The organism is Variovorax sp. J22R115 (genome assembly GCF_030317005.1).
Lineage (GTDB): Bacteria > Pseudomonadota > Gammaproteobacteria > Burkholderiales > Burkholderiaceae_C > Variovorax.
Genome location: NZ_JASZYM010000020.1, coordinates 99722 through 118328, shown reverse-complemented (window position 1 = coordinate 118328; position 18607 = coordinate 99722). Strand labels below are relative to the sequence as shown.

The following is an 18607-nucleotide window of genomic DNA, read 5'->3' as shown; positions in this document are numbered from 1 at the left end:
GCGTTGCTCAACGGCGGCCGGCTGGTGGGCGTGGGCCAGGACACCGTGCTGTCGCCGCCGAAGTTTGCGGCCTTCCTGCGCGAGCAGCGCATCACCACGCTGTTCCTGACCCCGGCGCTGTTCAACCAGATCGCGCGCGAGATGCCGGAGGCGTTCGCCACCTTGCGCCAGCTGCTGCTGGGCGGTGACCAGCTCGATGCGCAGTGGGTGCGCGAGGTGCTGCGCGCGGGCGCGCCCGAGCGGCTGCTGAACGCCTACGGGCCGACCGAGAACACCACCTTCTCGAGCTGGAAGCTGGTGCGCGAGGTGGCCGCGGACGCCGCCACGGTGCCGATCGGCAGGGCGGTGGCCAACACGCAGCTGCACGTGCTCGACGCGCATGGCCAGCAGCTGCCCATCGGCGTTCCGGGCGAGCTGCACCTTGGCGGGGACGGGCTGGCGCTGGGCTACCTCGGACGCCCCGAGGCGAGCGCCGAGCGCTTCATCGCCAATCCCCTGGACGGCGGGCACACGCGGCTTTACCGCACCGGGGACATCGTGCGGCGGCGGGCCGACGGCGACATCGAGTTCATCGGGCGGCGCGACCACCAGGTCAAGATCCGCGGTTTTCGCGTCGAGCTCGGCGAGATCGAGACAGCGCTGGTGCGGCAGCCGGCGGTGCGCGAGGCCGTGGTGCTGGCGCGCCAGGACCGGCCCGGCCAGCGCGAGCTGGTCGCCTACGTGGTCGCGCGCGGCCCGGCGCGCCCGGTGCCGGGCGAGCTGCGCCAGGCGCTGGCGCAGCGGCTGGCGCAGCACATGCTGCCCTCGCGCTACGTGGTGCTGGATGCGCTGCCGCTGAACGAGAACGGCAAGGTCGACCGCCACGCGCTGCCCGCGCCCGCGGACGAGCCCGAGGGCGAAGAGGGCGCCACCGGCTTCGCCGCGCCGCAGGGCGAGCGCGAGGCCTGCATCGCGCAGGTCTGGCAGCAGGTGCTCGGGCGCGCACGCATCGGGCGCGAGGACAACTATTTCGACCTCGGCGGCGACTCGATCACCGCGATCCAGGTCGTCAGTCGGCTGCGCCGTTCGGGCTGGCGCGTGCCGGTGGCCGATCTGTTCCGCCATCCGACCGTCGCCGCGCTCGCGCTGCGGCTGCAGGAGGACGCACCCGAAGCAACGCAGGCAGCCGAGGCGGGCGCTGGTGAGGGCGAGATTGCGCTGACCGCGGTCCAGCGTTGGTTCTTCGAGCATCACGAGGGCCATCTGGACCACTTCAACCAGGCGGTATTGCTCGCCCTCGACAAGACGCTGGACGCGTCCTGCCTGCGCCAAGCCCTGGATTCACTGGTGCGCCGGCACGATGCCCTGCGCCTGCGGTTCGAAGAACGCGTTGGCGCCCTGCCGCGGCAGACCTGCGTTGCACCCGAGGCCGGGGACGCGCCGCTGCTGGAAACGATCGACCTGCGTGGCGACGAAGCCTCGCCCGCGTCGATCGAAGCCCGCGCCGACGAGGTCCAGCGCGGTCTCGACATCGCGCGCGGTCCGCTGATGCGCGCCGCACTGCTGCGCCGCGACAGCGGCGACCGCCTGCTGCTGGTGATCCATCACCTGGCGGTCGACGCGGTGTCGTGGCGCATCCTGCTCGAAGACCTGGAGATTGCCCTGCGCCAGATCGCCGCGGGCCGGCCCATCGAACTCGAAACGCCAACGTGCAGCTTCGCGCGCTGGGCGCAGCGCATCGGCGAATTCACCACCGACCCGGCGCTGCTGGCCGAGGACGCGTACTGGTCGCGGATCGAGGACAGCGAGACCGCGCGCCTGCCGACGACCGCCGACGCCCGTGCGGCGCTGCGCCACGGCGACGCGCGTTCGCTGGCGTCCACCCTGTCGCGCGACGACACCGCGCGGCTCCTGACCCGCTCGCATCGACTCTTCGAGACCGGGATCATGGAGCTGCTGCTGGTCGCGCTCGGCCGTGCGCTGAAACGCTGGAGCGGTTCGCAGACCACCCGCATCACGCTCGAAGGGCACGGGCGCGAGCCGCCCGACGACGCCGCGGACCCGACGCGTACCGTGGGCTGGTTCACCAGCATCTATCCCTTCCTGCTCGATGTGGCGGGCGACGACATCGGCTCGCAGATGGTGCAGATGAAGGCCGCGCTGCGCGCGGTGCCGCGCAAGGGGATGGGCTACGGGCTGCTGCGCCACGGCAGCCGGCCGCGACGGCTCGACCCGTCGCGCCAGGCACAGCTGAGCTTCAACTACCTGGGCCAGTTCGGCGGCGACGACGACCACGGCGATGCGCCGCTGCTGCGTCTGGACGGCGGGCCGACCGGGCGCGCCATCGATCCCGCTCTGCGGCGGGCGCACGAGATCGATGTCACGGGGCTGGTGTTCGGGGGGCGGCTGGCCCTGTCGCTCGACTTCGATCCCGCCACTCTCGCCGAGCCGGCCGCCGCCGCGCTGCTCGACGGCTTCGCCGCACAACTCGTCGAGGTCGCGCGCCACTGCCACGAACGACTCGAACGCATCGACGCCGTGCGCGCGGCGCCGGCCCGGGTCGAGGATGCCTATGCGCTGTCACCGCTGCAGGAGGGGATGCTGTTCCAGGCGCTGCTCGAACCCGACGCAGCGATCTACCAGGTCCAGGTGCGCTTCCGGTTCATCGGCGCTCTCGACGGCGAGGCGTTCCGCGGCGCCTGGTACGACCTGTGCCAACGGCACGCGGTGCTGCGCAGCGCGTTCGTCCACGACGACCTGGCGCGGCCGATGCAGCTGGTGCTGAAGGACCGGGGCCCGGAGTTCCGCGTCGGCGCGCTGAGTGACCTCGACACCTATTGCGCCGACGACCGGCGCCGCGGCTTTGACCTGCAACGCGATGCGCTGCTGCGCGTGGCGCTGTTCCGGGAACGCGACGACCTGCATCACGTCGTCTGGAGCTACCACCACATCCTGCTCGATGGCTGGTGCCTGGCCATCCTGCAGCGCGACTTCCTCGAACTCTATGCCGCGCGCCTGGCCGGACGGGCCGCTCGGCTGCCGGCGACCGCTCCCTACCGCGACTACATCCGCTGGCTCGAGGCACAGGACCGCGACGCCGCGCGGCGCCACTGGCGGGAGGCGCTCGCCGGCTACGAGCAAGCTGCGGCGCTGCCCAGGCGCGCCGCGCGCGATGCCGGTTCGCCGCGCGCGCTCGCCGACCGCATGCTGGTGCTTGACGCCGCGACGAGCGCGCGACTCGTGCGGCTGGCCGCGACGGCCGGCGTGACGCTGAACGCGGTCGTACAGACCTTGTGGGGACTGCTGCTGGCGCGCTACGCAGACCGCGACGAGGTGGTCTTCGGAACCATCGTCTCGGGTCGGCCGGCCGAACTGGCCGGCGTCGAGCAGATGGTCGGCCTGTTCATCGGTGCCGTCCCGGTGCGCGTGACGCTGCCACCCGACGCGCCGATCGCCGTGGTCGCGCGCCGGGTGCAGGAGCGCGCACTGGCGAACGAGCCGCACCAGCACCTGTCGCTGGCCGAGATCCAGGCCCAGAGCGCCCTGGGCCGCGGGCTGTTCGACCACCTGCTGATCTTCGAGAACTACCCGCTGAGCGCCGACGCGGCGCCGTCGGCCGACACCGGCTTGGCGCCTCGGCTGGAGGCGGTGGAAGCCCACGATCCGACCCACTACGACCTGGACCTCGCGATCGTTCCCGGCGAGTGCATCGCGTTCAGGTTCACCTTCGATTCCAACGTCTACCGCACGGACCAGATCGAGCGCACCGCAGGCCACCTGCGCACCGCCATCGACTCCGTCCTCGACGACCCGGCGCGGCCGCTACGCGACATCGAGATCCTGCCGCCCGGTGAGCGCGAGCTGGTGCTCCAGCGCTTCAACGCGACCGACGTCGCCTACCCGCGCGAGCGCTTGTTCGTCGACCTGGTCGAGGCGCAGGCCGCACGGGCGCCCGAGGCGGTCGCGCTGCGCTGCAACGGGTTCGAGGCGAGCTACCGCGAGCTCGAGCGCGCCGCGAACCGCCTCGCGCACCACCTGCGACGCTGCGGCGTCGGCCCCGAGGTGAAGGTCGGCGTCTGCCTCGAGCGCTCGCCTCAGATGATCGTCGCGCCGCTGGCGGTGTGGAAGGCCGGCGGGACCTTCGTGCCGCTCGATCCGGACTATCCACCGCAGCGCCTCGCGTTCATGGTCGCCGACGCCGTCATCCGCGTGCTCGTGACGCAGGGCGGGCTCGCCGGCGGGTTGGACGGGGAGGGCGGGGACATGCGCTGGGTGCGGCTGGACGCGGACGCGGCGGCCATCGACGCCGAGCCTGACACGCCCCCGGCGCGACGGCCCGACGCCGGGCAGACCGCATACGTGATCTACACCTCGGGGTCGACCGGGCAGCCCAAGGGCGTCGCGGTCGCGCACGCCAGCCTCGCCAACGTTGCTTTCGCATGGCGCGACGCCTACGGCCTCGGCGACTTCCCGCCGCGCCTGCTGCAGGTCGCGAGCCTGTCGTTCGACGTGTTCGTGGGCGATCTGGTGCGTGCGCTCGCCCATGGCGGAACGCTGGTCGTCTGTCCGTCCGACGCGCTGCTCGACCCGGCGTCGGTCTACGCCTTGCTCGTCCAGCATGACATCACGATCCTCGAAGCGACGCCGGCGCTCGTGCTGCCACTGATGGAGCACGTCCACCGGCAAGACCTCCCGCTCGGCGCGCTGCGCTTGCTGATCGTCGGCTCGGACCTGCTGCCCGCGCACCACTTCCGCACCCTGTGGCAGCGCTTCGGGAACCGGCTGCGCATCCTCAACAGCTACGGCGCGACCGAAGCGACCATTGATTCGACCTTCTTCGAGATGGCCGATCCCGCCGTGCTGGCGGCTGCGGGAGCCAACACGCCGATCGGCCGGCCGCTGGCGAACATGCGCTGCTTCGTGCTGGACCGCCTCGGCCGGCCACAACCGCTGGGAGCGCCGGGCGAACTGCACCTCGGCGGGGCCGGCGTCGCCCGCGGCTATCTGAACCGCGCCGAGCTGACCGCAGCGCGCTTCGTCGCCTGTGCGGCCGCCGGGGGCGAGCGGGTCTATCGCACGGGCGACCTCGCGCGCTGGCTGCCCGACGGCAACCTCGACTTTCTCGGGCGCACCGATACGCAGGTGAAGGTGCGCGGCTACCGCATCGAGCTCGGCGAGATCGAGGACCGGCTGCTGCACTGCCCCTGCGTGGACCAGGCCGTGGTGGTGGCGAGCGACGCGGGGCAGGGCAGCGAAATCGTCGCCTACGTGGTGGCGGGCGAAGGCTGGGAGGTCGGCGTCGCGCGCGAATTCTTGCGTCGCACGCTGCCCGGCTACATGATTCCGGCGTTCTTCGTGCGGCTCGACCGCTTGCCGCTCAGCCCGAACGGAAAGGTCGACCGCAAGGCGCTGCCCGATGCGCGCACTTCGGCCGAACGCATGACTGCGTTCACTCCGCCGCAGGGAGCGACCGAGGTCGCGATCGCCGCGATCTGGCACCAGGTGCTTCGGGCCGAACGCATCGGCCGGCACGACGACTTCTTCGCGATCGGCGGCCACAGCCTGAAGGCGATGCAGATCACCGCGCAGATCCACAAGACCTTCGGCGTCTCGGTCCCGTTGCGGCGCCTGTTCGACGATCCGACGATCGAGGCGCTGGCGCGCCTCGTGCAGGGTGGAGACGGCGCCGAGCGATTGGCGTTCTCGGCGATTCCCCTGGCGCCTGCGCTGGCGCACTACGAACTCTCGCACGCGCAACGACGCCTGTGGATGCTGCACCAGATGGACGGCGGCGCGGCCTACAACATGCCCGAGGCCCATGTCATCGACGCCGACGTCGACGCCAAGGTCCTGCGCCGGGCGCTGGCGGCCCTGATGGCACGCCATGAAGCATTGCGCACTGCCTTTGTCACCATCGACGGCGAGCCGCGCCAGCAGATCCGCGGCACGGTGCCCTTTGCGATCGCCGAGTTCGACCTGCGTGCCGACCCGCAGCCGGTCGCCGAGACCCGTGCGCGCGAGATCGCCGATCGCGACGCGAACCTGCCGTTCGACCTGACGGCGCCGCCGCTGCTGCGCGCGTCGCTGGCGCGGCTGCCGCATGGACGATGCCTGTTCGTGCTGACCTTGCACCACATCGTCGGCGACGGCTGGTCGGGCAACCTGGTGCTGCGCGAACTGCTGGCGCTGTACGAGGCCTTCCGGCACGATCGCCCCGATCCGCTGCAACCGCTGCGCATCCAGTACAAGGACTTCGCGCACTGGCAGAACGCGCGCGGCTTCGCGCCGCAGGAGCGCTACTGGCTCACGCAACTCGCCGGAGTGCCCGAACGGATCGCGCTGCCCTACGACTTCGCGCTCGAGGCGTTGCGCGATTTCTCGGGCGACCGGGTGCGGCTGCGGCTCGACCCCGGCGTCGCGGCCGGGCTCCGGCGCCTCGCACGCGGGCGTCGCACGACGCTGGCCAACCTGATGCTCGCGCTGTTCGAACTGCTGCTGTTTCACTGGACTCGGCAAAACGACCTGTGCATCGGGATGAGCGTCGCCAATCGCAGCCACCCGGACGTCGAAGGCCTCGTCGGATTCTTCGTCAACTTGCTGCCGATCCGCTGCCGCCTGGACGACGACATGGACTTCGACGAACTGCTCGACCTCGTCGTCGAACGCAGCGGCGAGGCGCTCGAGCAGCAGGACTACCCGTTCGACATGATGATCGAGAAGCTCAATCCCGAGCGACGCGCGAACCGCCAGCCGCTGGTCAACGTGGTCTACGGGTTCCAGAACTTCGTCGACGTGCACACCGACAGCACACCCGATGTCGATGTCGATGTCGAGAGCGAGGCGACGCGCGCCACTGCGGCGGTTCGCTGGGAGCCGTTCGACTTCTCGTTCCGCACCTCGAAGTTCGATCTCACGCTGTTCGTGGTCGAGGAGTCCGATGCGCTTGACCTCACGATCGAGTACGACAGCACGCTGTTCCTCGCCGCAACGATCCGCGCGCAGCTCGACAGGCTCGCGGGCTTCGCCGCGCAGGTAGTCGGCGTCGACAAGGAGCGATGATGAAACTCGGCGCCTTTGACGACCCACGGGCCACGCTCGCCGAGCTGAAGCGGGTTCTCGCGCGGTTCAACGACAACCGCACCGACTACCCGCGCGAGCGCAGCGTGTCCGGCCTCTTCGCCGAGCAGGCGGCGGCGCGCCCCGATGCGCTCGCCGTGATCCACGACGGGCGCGCGTACACCTACGGGCAGCTCGAGGCCGCCGCCAACCGCTTTGCCCGCCTGCTGCTCGACCAGGGCGTGCGCAGCGAGGACCGTGTCGCGGTGATGGTCGACGATGCGTTCGAATCGACCGCAGTGATCCTCGGCACGCTGAAAGCCGGGGCGGCCTACGTGCCGATCGACGCACGCACGCCGTTCGAGCGCATCCGCTACATGCTCGACGACACCCAGGCACGCCTGCTTGCCGTGCAGAAGCGTGACATCCGGGCCGCCAACCGGCTGCACTGGGTCTGTGCGCGCCTGGAGATCGTGTTCTGCGTCGACAGCCGCGACGTGCAGCATGAATCCGAGAGCCTCGGGGCGCCGATGCAGGAGCCGATCTGGGACCACGCTGCGCAGACCGCGATCGACGACATCACCGCGGGCGGCTGGACCAGCAGCTACACCGGCGAGCCGTTGAGCCGCGAGGTGATGGACGCGTACGGCGACAACATCCGCACCAAGCTGCGACCGTTCCTGACCCCGGCGACGCGGCTGCTCGAGATCGCCTGCGGCTCGGCGATCAGCCTGCGGCGCCTGGCGCCGCTGGTCGGCGACTATTGCGCGACCGACGTGTCGCGCTCGGCCATCGACTGGGCCCGCCGCGCGGTCGAGAGCGAGCGCCTGAGCAATGTGCGGCTGCACCACGTCCCGGCCGACGGCATCGACCGCGTCGACGCGGACCCGTTCGACGTCGCCGTGCTGAACAGCGTGATCCAGTGCTTCAGCGGCTACAACTACCTGCGTGATGTGCTGCGCAAGGTCATCGCGAAGATGGGCGACCGCGGCCTGATATTCCTCGGCCACCTGCTGGACCTCGAGCGCAAGGACCGCTTCGTCGAATCCCTGGTCGAGTTCCACAGTCGCCATTCGCAGCACGGCTATCGCACCAAGATCGACCGCTCGGACGATCTGTTCGTCTCGCGCGCATTCATCGATGACCTGCGCTATGACTTTCCGGAGATCGTCTCGATCGAGTGCTCCGGCCTGCTGGGCGGCGCCGAGAGCGAACTCACTGAATACGGCTACGACGCGATCCTGCGCATCGACAAGGGCCGCGCCGTGGCGCCGACGCAGCCGCGCTTCAAGCGCCAGCTCGACTGGGCCGCGCTGGACGGCTACGACCCACGCCCGGTCGCCGACACCCCGGGGCCGCGCTCCCTCGCCTACGTGATCTACACCTCCGGCACTTCAGGGCAGCCCAAAGGCGTGATGGTCGAGCACCGCGGGATCGTGCGACTCGTCGTCGGAACCGACTATCTGCGGCTCGGACCCGAGGTGCGCATCCTGCAAACCGGATCGGTCGCGTTCGATGCGTCGACCTTCGAGATCTGGGGCGCACTGCTCAATGGCGGCGTCCTGTGCCGTCCGCCCGAGCACTCGATCCTCGATCCGGCCGAGGTCGCGCGCCAGATCGTCGCCCACGGCATCACGACCATGTTCCTGACGACCGGGCTCTTCCATCAGCATGCCGACAGCGGCGTCGACCTCTTCAGCGGGCTGAAGCACCTGGTGTTCGGCGGCGAGCGGGCGTCGCTGACGCAGGCCAACCGGATTCGCGAGCGCTACCCGCAGCTCGCACTGTTCAACGCCTACGGCCCGACCGAGAACACCGCGTTCACCACACTGCACCGCATCGAGCGCAGCTACACGAGCGACATCCCGATCGGCCGTCCGATCGCCAACACGCAGGTGCTGATCCTCGGCCCGGACGGCGCGCCCGTCCCGATCGGCGTGGCCGGCGAGATCTGCGCCGCAGGCGACGGCCTGGCGCGCGGCTACCTGGGCGATCCCGAGCTCACGCAGCGCAAGTTCGCCGCGCATCCATGGGAGCCCGGCCAACGCATCTACCGCACGGGCGACTCGGGGCTGTGGCGCGCCGACGGGACGATCGAATACCTGGGCCGCCTCGACGACCAGGTCAAGATCCGCGGGTTCCGCGTCGAGCCTGCGGAGATCGAACACTGCATCCTGGAGGAAACGTCGATCCGCCAGGCCAGGGTCGTCGCGCGCAGCGCGGGAGGCGACGGCCAGGCGCTCGTCGCCTATGTCGTCATGGACGCGCCGGCCTCCGACGAACGTCTGGGCGCGCTGCGCGAGCGGCTTCGCCGGTTGCTGCCCGACTACATGGTGCCGGCGCATGTCGTCGCGCTCGACCAGATGCCGCTGAACGCCAGCGGCAAGGTCGACAGCAGGGCACTGCCCGACCCGCGGCCCACCTCGGCGGACGGGGTGGGCCGCTTCGACGCACCCGCCAGCGAGATCGAAAAGCAACTCGCAGCGATCTTTCAGGAGGTGCTCGAACAGCCGCGGGTCGGCGCCATGGACGACTTCTTCGACCGCGGCGGCCACAGCATGAAGGTCACGAAGGCCGTCGCGCTGATCGAGCGACGCCTTGGCGTGGCGGTCGCGCTGCGCACTTTCTTCCTGAATCCGACGGTGCGCGCCTTGGCCGACCAGATCGTGGGCAGCACCGAGTTCGGCGTCGCGGGCATCGATGAGCCGATGGTGCCCTTGAACCGCGGGGAAGGCCCGGCGCTGTTCGCGTTCCCGCCAGGCACCGGTGATGCGCTCGGCTACATGCAGCTGGCTGCGCTGCTGCCCTGGCGCTTCTATGGCTTCAATTTCATCGAGGCCGGGTCGCGGCTGGGCGACTACGCCGGCCTGATCGAGAGCGTCGACCCGCAGGGTCCGTACCTGCTGCTGGGCTATTCGTCGGGTGGCAATCTGGCCTACCACGTGGCGCGCGAACTCGAGCGGCGCGGCCGGCGGGTCGCGGCGATCGTGATGATCGACTCGGCGCGCCAGCTGCGCCCGACGCCGCTCGCCGACGAGGAGATCGAACGCGCGAGCGAGTCCTTTCTCGGCGACCCGAGCGTGCAGCCGTATCTGGCGAGCCCGGTGCTGCACGAGAAGGCGAGGCGCTTGACCCGCAGCGCGCTGCGCCACGTCGCTCGTGCCGTCGACGCGCACGTGCTGGGTGCCGACATCCATGTGATCGACAGCCACGACCCCGTCACCGAGGTGCGAGACGCCGACGGCACCCTCCTGATCAGCCAGGACGGCTGGGCCGAGGCGACCACCGGTCGGTTCGCGCGCCATGCCGGCTTCGGCGACCACAACCGCATGCTCTGGCCGCCCCACCTGGAAGGCAATGCGGCCTTGATCCGTGCGATCCTGGCGCACACCGGTGCCGAGGCCGCCAGCGTCGCGGCCTCCGCCACCCTCCCAGCCACGATGAACCGGATGTGAAGGAGAACGCTCTGGAAACGTTCGATCGCCTCGAATCGCGTGTCCGCTCCTATTGCCGCTCCTTCCCGGCGCTGTTCGAGCGGGCCGAGGGTGCCTGCCTGTTCGATGTGTCGGGGCGCCGGTACATCGACTTCCTGTGCGGCGCCGGAACGCTGAGCTACGGCCACAATCATCCGGCCATGAAGGCTGCGCTGCTCGAGTATCTGGGCCGCAACGGCATCGTCCACGGGCTGGACCTGGCGACCGATGCGAAGCGCCGTTTCATCGAATGCTTCGAGCGCACCGTGCTGCGCCCGCAAGGCCTGAACTACCGGCTGCAGTTCACCGGCCCCACCGGCGCCAACGCGGTCGAGGCGGCGCTCAAGCTGGCACGGCTCGTCAAGCGCCGCCGCAACGTGATCGCGTTCACCAACTCCTACCACGGACTGTCGAGCGGCGCGCTCGCGGTGACGGCCAGCATGTTCCATCGCAACCCGGCCTACGTCAGCCGCGAGGACGTCGCGTTCATGCCTTTCGATGGCTTCCTGGGCGAAGGCGTCGACACGATGAACGTTGTCGAGCGGATGCTCGCCGGGCACGGCAGCGGCATCGACCTGCCGGCGGCAGTGATCGTCGAGACAGTCCAGGGCGAGGGCGGCGTCAACGTCGCCGCCGCGTCCTGGCTGCAGCGCCTCGCCACGCTGTGCCGCAACTCGGACGTGCTGCTGATCGTCGACGACATCCAGGCCGGGTGCGGGCGCACCGGTTCGTTCTTCAGCTTCCAGCGCGCCGGCATCCGGCCCGACCTGGTCGTGCTGTCGAAGGCACTCAGCGGTTTCGGGTTGCCCATGTCGCTCGTGCTGCTCGATCCGGAACTCGATCAGTGGCAGCCCGGCGAGCACAGCGGGACATTCCGTGGCAACAACCTCGCGTTCGTGACCGCGGTCGAAGCGCTGCGGCTCTGGGAGAGTGACGCCTTCACGTCGTCGCTCGCCATCGTCTCGCTCCAGCTGGCCGAGGCGCTCGGCGAGCTGCCGCAGCGATATCCCGGCCTCGACCTGAAGGTCCGCGGTCTCGGGATGATGCACGGCATCGAGGTCGAACCGGCCGAACTGGCGCGCCCGATCGCGCAGGCGGCGTTCGACGCCGGGCTGATCATCGAACTGTGCGGGCCGCGCAGCAACGTGCTGAAACTTCTGCCGCCGCTGACGATCGATCCTGCAACGCTGCGCGAGGGCCTTGCCATTCTCGACCACGCGCTCGGCTCGATCGACCGCACTCGGTGGCATCCAGGGACGGTTGCCGTGGTGCAGCCGCAGAGCTGATCAGCCCGCCGTCGGATCGGCATCGACGAAGCGCCCTTCCTCCATCTTCACGCGCCGGTCGGCGACGCCGAAGTACTTGTCGTCGTGGGTGACGGCGATCACTGTCTTGCCCCTTTGCGTGAGTTCCAGCAGCAGCTGCTCGTAGAACTTGCGGCGGAATCCCGGATCCTGATCGGCTGCCCATTCGTCGAAGACGTACACCGGTTTGTCTTCGAGAAAGCTCACCAGCAGCGCCAGGCGCTTTCTCTGTCCGGCGGAGAGATCCAGGGTCTCGAATTCGTGGTCGGCGAGCCGGGTCTTGTTCTCGATCTCCATCAGCCGCAGCAGCTCTTCGATCCGGGCGCGGTCCACCTCGGCGAAGCCGTACAGCCGCTTGAACAGGTGGTAGTCGGAGAAGATGACCGCGAACAGACTGCGGTACGCGCCGACGTTGGTCGCATCGAGCGCTACGCCGTCGATGCGGATCTGGCCGCTCGACGGCTGGTAGAGCGCCGTCAGCAGCTTCAGGAACGTCGACTTCCCCGACCCGTTGCCCCCGACAATGAAAAGCACCTCGTGCGCGCGTATCTCGAGGTCCAGCGGACCGACGACGAATGAGGGCGCGCCGCTGGCATCGGCATACTCGAACCTGACCTTGTCGAACTCGATGCGCTCGAAGCCGCTGCGCTGGACACCGGCCACTTCGCGGGGGCGAGCATGCCCGGCGAGGGCTGCTTCGAGCAGGTAGATGTTCTCGGCCGAGGTGTTGGCCACCGCAATGGCCGGGATGGTGCTGACAAGGCTCGAGATCGGGCCGATCAAAAACAGGATCGACGTCGTCAGCTGCACCACCGACTGGCCGTGAGTCGGACTGAGCCGCGGCACGATGAACACCATCGTGCCGAGCAGCATCAGGAAGGTCAGCTGCGAGAAGATGAAGTGACGGGCCATTTCGCCCTGCGTCCTGATCTTCATCTCGGCGGTCTCGTGCGAAATGTGCTCGATGCTGCGAAACAGCCCCGCGCCGAGGGCGCTGTTGATCTTCACTTCCTTGAAGCCGTCGAGCATGTCGGTCAGCGCGTCGAACAGCTTGTTCTCGCTGGCCGTCGCCAGGTGCAGGTTCTGCAGCAGCTCCTTGCGGCGGCGAAAGTGGATCGATACCGCAATGGCGACAAAGACGGCGCTGACGATGAACGCCGTCAGCGACAGGAACGCGATGTAGATCGAGGAGAAGAACACGAGAATGCCCGCCTGCACGCCGATCGACAGGAAGCTCGCGGTGTTCGAGATCGTGAGCGTTTCCTTGGTGATGCTGGCGTAGATCTCGGATCGACCGATCTTTTCCATCGTGACCAGGTCGCTGTGCAGCACCCGATCAGCGATGCGCACGCGCACCCTGTGCAGCACGGTCTCGACCTCGCGACTCGTCGTGAGCATCACGAAGGTCTGCGCCGCCGCGTACAGTGCGATGGCGATCAGGAAATAGATCACGAACTGGAAGCTGTACGCGTTCTGCGCCGCCTGCGCTGCGGCGACATTGATGATGCCGAGCACCGCGGCGTTGCTGATGCCCGCGATCGCGGCCATGAACGCGAGCTTGTAGGGCGGTGTGGTCGTCTCCTTCCTGAACAACTCCAGCAGTTTCATCGGTCTCGTTTCAGATCGTTGGATGTCGGGCGTCGAAGCCGAACCGTGTGATCCGGCAGGCGCCTCGGCGCGTCACCAGCGCGCCCAGGAACCCCGGCGCGGGGCGCAGGTCGTGCAGCGTCCAGCCAGGCGGCTCGGGCGCATCCGCCGTGCAACCGACTTGCACGTGCTCGAGCGGAAAAGACAGCCCGGTACCGATCGCCTTCAGGCAGGCCTCCTTGCGCGTCCAGCAGCGCAGGAACGCTTCGCCTCGCAGCGCAGTCGGCATTCCGAGCAGCGAGCGGAGTTCGTCGGTCGTGCATACCTGTCGTGCCATGCCCTCCAGGTCGTCGATGGGCCGGACGAACTCGACGTCGACACCGAGCGCCCGGCCAGCCGCGACGGCGATCAGCACGAGCTCCTGCGAATGCGCCAGGTTGAACTCGATCGGCGGTTCGTGGCGCGCCTGCGCGCGGTCGAGCGCCGGCTTGCCCTGGGCGCCGTAGCGCAAGCGCAGTCGCGCCGCGGCCTCGCCGGACCCGTAGCGCGACAGCACGATGCGCAGCGTCGCGCGGCCGACCACGAAACGCCGGCGGTCGCGCTCGAAGTGGAAGCGCGCCGCGCGGTCGCGTTCGTCGGGCGACAGGCAGCCGGCCAGCGTGGCCACCTCACCCGCAGGCAGGTCCAGGTTCGCCGACCACAGATGGATGTCGTCGTGCGCGAGTGGCAGCGGCTCCGGTCCCATCGGCGGGGTCCGCGCCGCAATGATGCAATCGAGCGTGCCACCCATTGATGGCTAGCGCTCGCGATGGGGCGGGGGGCTGGCGTCGGCCATCGGCTTGCGCGGCGGCGACGCCGGCGGCTCCGCGCCGGGCAGCGATCCGAGAATCAGCGGCAGGCCCGTCTTTTCGTGCGAACCGATGACCACCACCTTGCTGTTGGGTGACCTGGCGAGTTCGAGCGTCGCGTCGATGCCGTGCCATTGCAGCACGGACGGCGAGATCCCGCGCCCGACGAGTTCATTGAACTCCCGGATGCCGTTGGCCTGGATCGTCTTGCGCTGCGCTTCCTTGCGTTCCTTGTCGATCAGATAGTCGTACTCGAGCACCTGCTGGCGCTGCGCCAGCTTGGATTCGATCGCGTCGGCCACCTTCGGCGGCAGCATCACGCGGCGGATGAAGACATCGCTGGCCTCGAAGTAGCGCTCTGTGGCGGGAGCCTCCGTGTCCACCGCGTCGGTCGGGCCTTCGTGCCGTGGCGCGCATGGCCCGATCTCCAGCCGCAGCTTGTCGCGGATCTCGGCCTCGCTGGCCTGTCGGCGCAAGGTGTACAACTCGTCGGGCCTGAGCTGTGCCGTCACGAGTCGCGTGACCGCTCCGAGCTCCGGCAGCAGCATCGTCTCGACGTAGCCCGGCCCGACGCACTTGTGCAGCAGCCCCAGCGACTCCTGCCTGAGCCGGTAGCGCAGCGTGACCTCGACGGTGTAGAGCAGGCCGTCGGAGGAGAGCACCTCGAATTCGCGGCTTTGCTGCTGGTACCTGAGCTCGTAGACATACATGTTGTCCCAGGGCGGGATCACGTGCAGGCCTTCGCCGTAGAAGCGTTCCGTCACGGTACCGCCGCCGAAGCGCTTCCAGAGCACCCCGCCCTGGCCGGGCTTGATCGCGATGAAGATGTCGATCGCCAGATAGACGAACAGCCACAGCACGAGCAGCGCAACGACGATCAGCGGCAGGGCATGGCGGCGCATCGCGGCGAGCATCTGCCGACCTCGCCGTCTCATTGCCCCGGCTGAACGCACGATGACCGCGATGCCGACGGAGATCGCGATGCCGGCGAGGGTCAGATCGAGCGGTCCCCAGACCCCTGGCGGCGGGAGCTGCGGGTGGAACGCCAGAACCGCAAGGACGGCAGCCGCGCCCACGGCCGCGCCCACGAACAGGAGCGCGGCGCGGGAGGGGGTTGCTGTGTATGTCAAGTGGCGAAATCGCGCGACTATTCGAAGATTTCCCAGTCTTCGACGTAGTCGCTCGTCAGGAATTTCGGATACCCCGGGTCAGCGCGATGGCTACTGAAGTCGTAGCGGATGTACTGATCGCCGGAGAAGAAATAGATCTTGTTGCTGCCCCAGTAGGCGGCGGTGTCAATCTGATCGAACGTGACCCCAGGCCATCGGTCCTTGATCAGATCGCGGGTTGTGGCGACGTGCTCGCCATCCTCGATGTCGATGCGTATGTACTCGTTGCCGCGGAAGAAGTAGATCCGATTCGGCGCAAAGGCCACGGCGGCATCGATCCGATCGAAATCAACCTCGGGCCAATCCTCCGAGATATCGGTGGGGTAGCCTTCATCGACGGTCTCGGTTTGCAGATCGATTCTCAGGCAGCGCCGCCATCTGAAGAGGTACAGCTTGTCATCCAGCGCCTTCCCGAAACCGCGCAGCGAAAAGGCGGCGTGGGGTTGCGCGAAATCGGGATAGTCCTCAAGCAGGGGCAGGTAACTGGTGACGGAAAGCCGCGTCGGCCGTCGCGCCAGTTCGGTCGGAAAGATGTCCTCGAGCAGCAGGCGATGGAGTACCGCGCCCACTGCCTGATCGTCGCCATGGTCCAGCAACTCCTGCGTTCTGGGACTCAGGACCGTCTTGTCGATCAACTTCTTGAAAAATGGTTGATCCCGCAGTGATTCGCCGCCGAGCAAGAGCACGTTCAGCAGTCCAGCCAGAAAGACCGGCAGATCGGCATCAGCGACCTTTTGAATGGACTCGGCCTTGATTTCGGACAACTCCTCGCTGTGCGGCAGCACCCTCGTTGCGGCTTGAACGAATCGTGCCGAAGTCTGTCGATCCGTCGCGCCTTCGAAGAGAGGGACCAGTCGATCGCGCAATTTGATCGGATCCTTGATGTCGGTGGGTCTGAACAGACAGGAAAGCAAATAGAGGCGCGATGGACCGTACTTCAAAGTCAGCGAGTAGTCAAAGGTTTCGTCGCTCTTCACGAAGACAAGCCAGTCCCGGAAAGGCACGACCGCGTTCAGCGGCGTGAAGGTGCTCTCCTGGACATAGGCCTGTCGCAGGGCCTCGGCCTTGACACGATCGGTGAGGAGCGTCCAGATGCCGACGACGCCCAACTCGATCACCTCGGGATTCTGCTTGACACTGTTGATCCAGGTATCGTATTGCTCTGCATCCAACTTGGTGAGCTTCGCGAGTTCGGTGGGATCGCCGCCACTGCCGAATACATTGCAGGAAGAGTTGTTGCGAACTCGATCCTGTGCCTGCGTTTGTGCCTCGGACAGCCCGGTCTTGGCCACGCTGCCGAAGGCCGTTTCGACGCCGGCTTTCACCTCTTCCCTGGACAGGTTGGATGATTTGGTGACGACGAAGGCCAGCGAAGCCTTGCCCCCCAGCCAAACGGACTTGACACAGTGCGTTCCGAAGCGGTTGAAGACTCGGGCATAGTCAGCGCGCCGAAGCGGATTGAAGGGCCCCTCGGGCAAACTCAGTTCAGACGCCTGACCGGTGTGCCGGTGCGGCAGGTTGAGCTGGGCGAACTCGGCAATGACATTCCTGCTGTCGGCCCGCGGCATGTAGACGCTCCAGAACGGGATGAAGGAACTGCGCAGCGCATAGTAGGAATCCTCTTCCACTTTCAGGCTGCTTCCCTGAAACGACGTTGCATCGATGCTCAGCGCCTTGGCGTTGGCGGCCGCGTTGATATTCACCGTCACCTCCCGGCCGAAACGGTTCCATGATTCCTCGATGATGGTCTGACCGGTGGCCCGGTCCGTGGGCAGGGGAGGGCTGTTGTTGACCTCGCAATCGGGGGCGACGAGATAGGGTTGGGGGCTGTTGGAGACCCTTTCGATCCGAGCGCTGCCGGGCTCCCGGACGAACAGGTAATCCTTCAACTCGTAAGGCTGACGCGGTCGGATGTAGATGCCTCGGCCGAGGATCCCCGAGCCTGGAAGAGGCCGAATCTGCGGCAGGTCCGGGTCGGCCGTGGCGCTGGCGGGACGGGCCGCCACATCCTGGCTGGTATCCGTCGGCGCAACCCCCGCATCTGTTGCCGCGGCGGTCGAGTCTGCGAGCGGTGCAGACGTCGGGGGCAGTGCGCTCGCGTCTGCCGTTGCGGGGGTCGAGGCGGCCGGCCTGTCGCTCGCGCGAGCGACAGCATCGCGCCTTGCGGGGGCAGTGGTGCTTTTCTTTGCCGTGGACATGTTCGGCTCCTTTCAAGATCGACAAGTGCTTCCGGTGCTTCGAATCGAGATGAGATCGTGTCATCGGCTCCAGGACGACAACCACATCCATCGGCGCTCATTCGCTGCCGACGCCGGGACGAAGCACTCCCGACGAAACTCTCGCTTGATGAGGTGGCCGCTCCTGGCGGCGACCTGGCCCGCTGGGGTCGCCTTCGCGGGCACACGACAACCGGGCCGAAATAAGGCGCTGGATCTGCTGCCAATGGCGGAAGATGAAGAAGTGGCCTCCGGCGAAGCGCTCCAGCCGCAGGGGCTGCACCGTCTCCTGCTGCCAGGCCCTCGCCTGGTCGTGCGACACCCTGTCCTCCTGTCCGATCACGGCGGTGATCGGAAACTCGAACGGGGCGCTCGGCTCGTGTCGGTAGCTGGCCATCGCGCCGAAGTCGGCGCGCAACACGGGCTCGTACAGCGCCATCAGCTCCGGGTCCGACAGAATGGCCGGAGGGCAGCCGCCGAGCTCGGCGAGCACGCGATGAAATTCCTGCCGTGGCAGCAGGTGCCATCGCTCGCTGAAGATGACCGCGGGAGCCCTGCTGCCCGAAACGAACAGGTGGGCGGGGCATGGAAGACCTTCGGCGATCACGCGCTTGGCGATCAGGTAGGCCAGGAGCGCTCCCATGCTGTGGCCGAACAGTGCATACGGCGCGCGGATGCGGGGCCGGATCTGCTGCAAGAGATCCTCCACCATCGGCTCGCAACGCTCCAGCGCGGGCTCTGAAAATCGTCTCCCCCGTCCCGGCAATTCGAAGGTGGAAACCTCGATCGAGTCGAAGCACGTGCCGAGGCCCCGGTAGGACGTCGCGCTCCCCCCGGAAAAAGGAAAACAGAGCAGCCGCATCGTGGGGCCGCCGGCCTCCAGGCTGCCCTCGAGGCCGGGCTCTGCGGCTCGCTGCGGAAGACGACGGTCGGCGACTCGCTGTTCGTCCATCGTTTGCGTCCGCTCGGAAAAAA

The 18607-nt window shown here is 68.1% G+C and carries 8 protein-coding genes; 3 read left to right on the top strand and 5 right to left on the bottom strand.

Annotated elements, in window-relative coordinates; all coding sequences use genetic code 11:
• Window positions 1-3 precede the first annotated feature (3 nt).
• The 3 genes from QTI04_RS28995 to ectB are packed head-to-tail and all read left to right on the top strand — an operon-like array spanning window position 4 to window position 11794.
• Window positions 4-7038, top strand: a complete 7035-nt coding sequence (locus QTI04_RS28995; RefSeq protein ID WP_286618682.1) for a non-ribosomal peptide synthetase — start codon at window positions 4-6, stop codon at window positions 7036-7038.
• Window positions 7038-10490 carry an AMP-binding protein gene (locus tag QTI04_RS28990; RefSeq protein WP_286618678.1) on the top strand — a complete coding sequence of 1151 codons (3453 nt, stop codon included), beginning with the start codon at window positions 7038-7040 and terminating at the stop codon, window positions 10488-10490. The genes QTI04_RS28995 and QTI04_RS28990 overlap by 1 nt, the downstream gene beginning before the upstream one ends.
• On the top strand, window positions 10487-11794 hold the full coding sequence (gene ectB, locus QTI04_RS28985) for a diaminobutyrate--2-oxoglutarate transaminase (protein ID WP_286618677.1): 1308 nt from the start codon (window positions 10487-10489) through the stop codon (window positions 11792-11794). The genes QTI04_RS28990 and ectB overlap by 4 nt, the downstream gene beginning before the upstream one ends.
• Here the strand turns inward: ectB and QTI04_RS28980 are convergent, their stop codons facing one another.
• The 5 genes from QTI04_RS28980 to QTI04_RS28960 all read right to left on the bottom strand — a co-directional run bounded on the left by QTI04_RS28980 (window position 11795) and on the right by QTI04_RS28960 (window position 18584).
• Window positions 11795-13420 (bottom strand): cyclic peptide export ABC transporter, encoded by a 1626-nt coding sequence (locus QTI04_RS28980; RefSeq protein WP_286618676.1) that lies wholly within the window; start codon window positions 13418-13420, stop codon window positions 11795-11797.
• 10 nt (window positions 13421-13430) lie between these two features.
• Window positions 13431-14144 (bottom strand): 4'-phosphopantetheinyl transferase superfamily protein, encoded by a 714-nt coding sequence (locus QTI04_RS28975; RefSeq protein WP_286618674.1) that lies wholly within the window; start codon window positions 14142-14144, stop codon window positions 13431-13433.
• Between the two features lie 51 nt (window positions 14145-14195).
• Window positions 14196-15377, bottom strand: coding sequence for a prohibitin family protein (locus QTI04_RS28970; RefSeq protein WP_286618673.1), 1182 nt, complete (start codon window positions 15375-15377; stop codon window positions 14196-14198).
• A gap of 17 nt (window positions 15378-15394) precedes the next feature.
• Window positions 15395-17614 (bottom strand): hemopexin repeat-containing protein, encoded by a 2220-nt coding sequence (locus tag QTI04_RS28965; protein ID WP_286618671.1) that lies wholly within the window; start codon window positions 17612-17614, stop codon window positions 15395-15397.
• A 97-nt stretch (window positions 17615-17711) separates the two neighbouring features.
• Window positions 17712-18584: a thioesterase II family protein gene (locus QTI04_RS28960; protein ID WP_286618669.1), complete on the bottom strand. Its 873-nt coding sequence runs from the start codon at window positions 18582-18584 to the stop codon at window positions 17712-17714.
• Window positions 18585-18607 lie beyond the last annotated feature (23 nt).

Excerpts from the sequence above, each read along its gene's own strand:
- QTI04_RS28990 (WP_286618678.1), top strand. The coding sequence starts at position 7,038 with ATGAAACTCGGCGCCTTTGACGACCCACGGGCCACGCTCGCCGAGCTG.
- QTI04_RS28980 (WP_286618676.1), bottom strand. The coding sequence starts at position 13,420 with ATGAAACTGCTGGAGTTGTTCAGGAAGGAGACGACCACACCGCCCTAC.
- QTI04_RS28975 (WP_286618674.1), bottom strand. The coding sequence starts at position 14,144 with ATGGGACCGGAGCCGCTGCCACTCGCGCACGACGACATCCATCTGTGG.
- QTI04_RS28965 (WP_286618671.1), bottom strand. The coding sequence starts at position 17,614 with ATGTCCACGGCAAAGAAAAGCACCACTGCCCCCGCAAGGCGCGATGCT.
- QTI04_RS28960 (WP_286618669.1), bottom strand. The coding sequence starts at position 18,584 with ATGGACGAACAGCGAGTCGCCGACCGTCGTCTTCCGCAGCGAGCCGCA.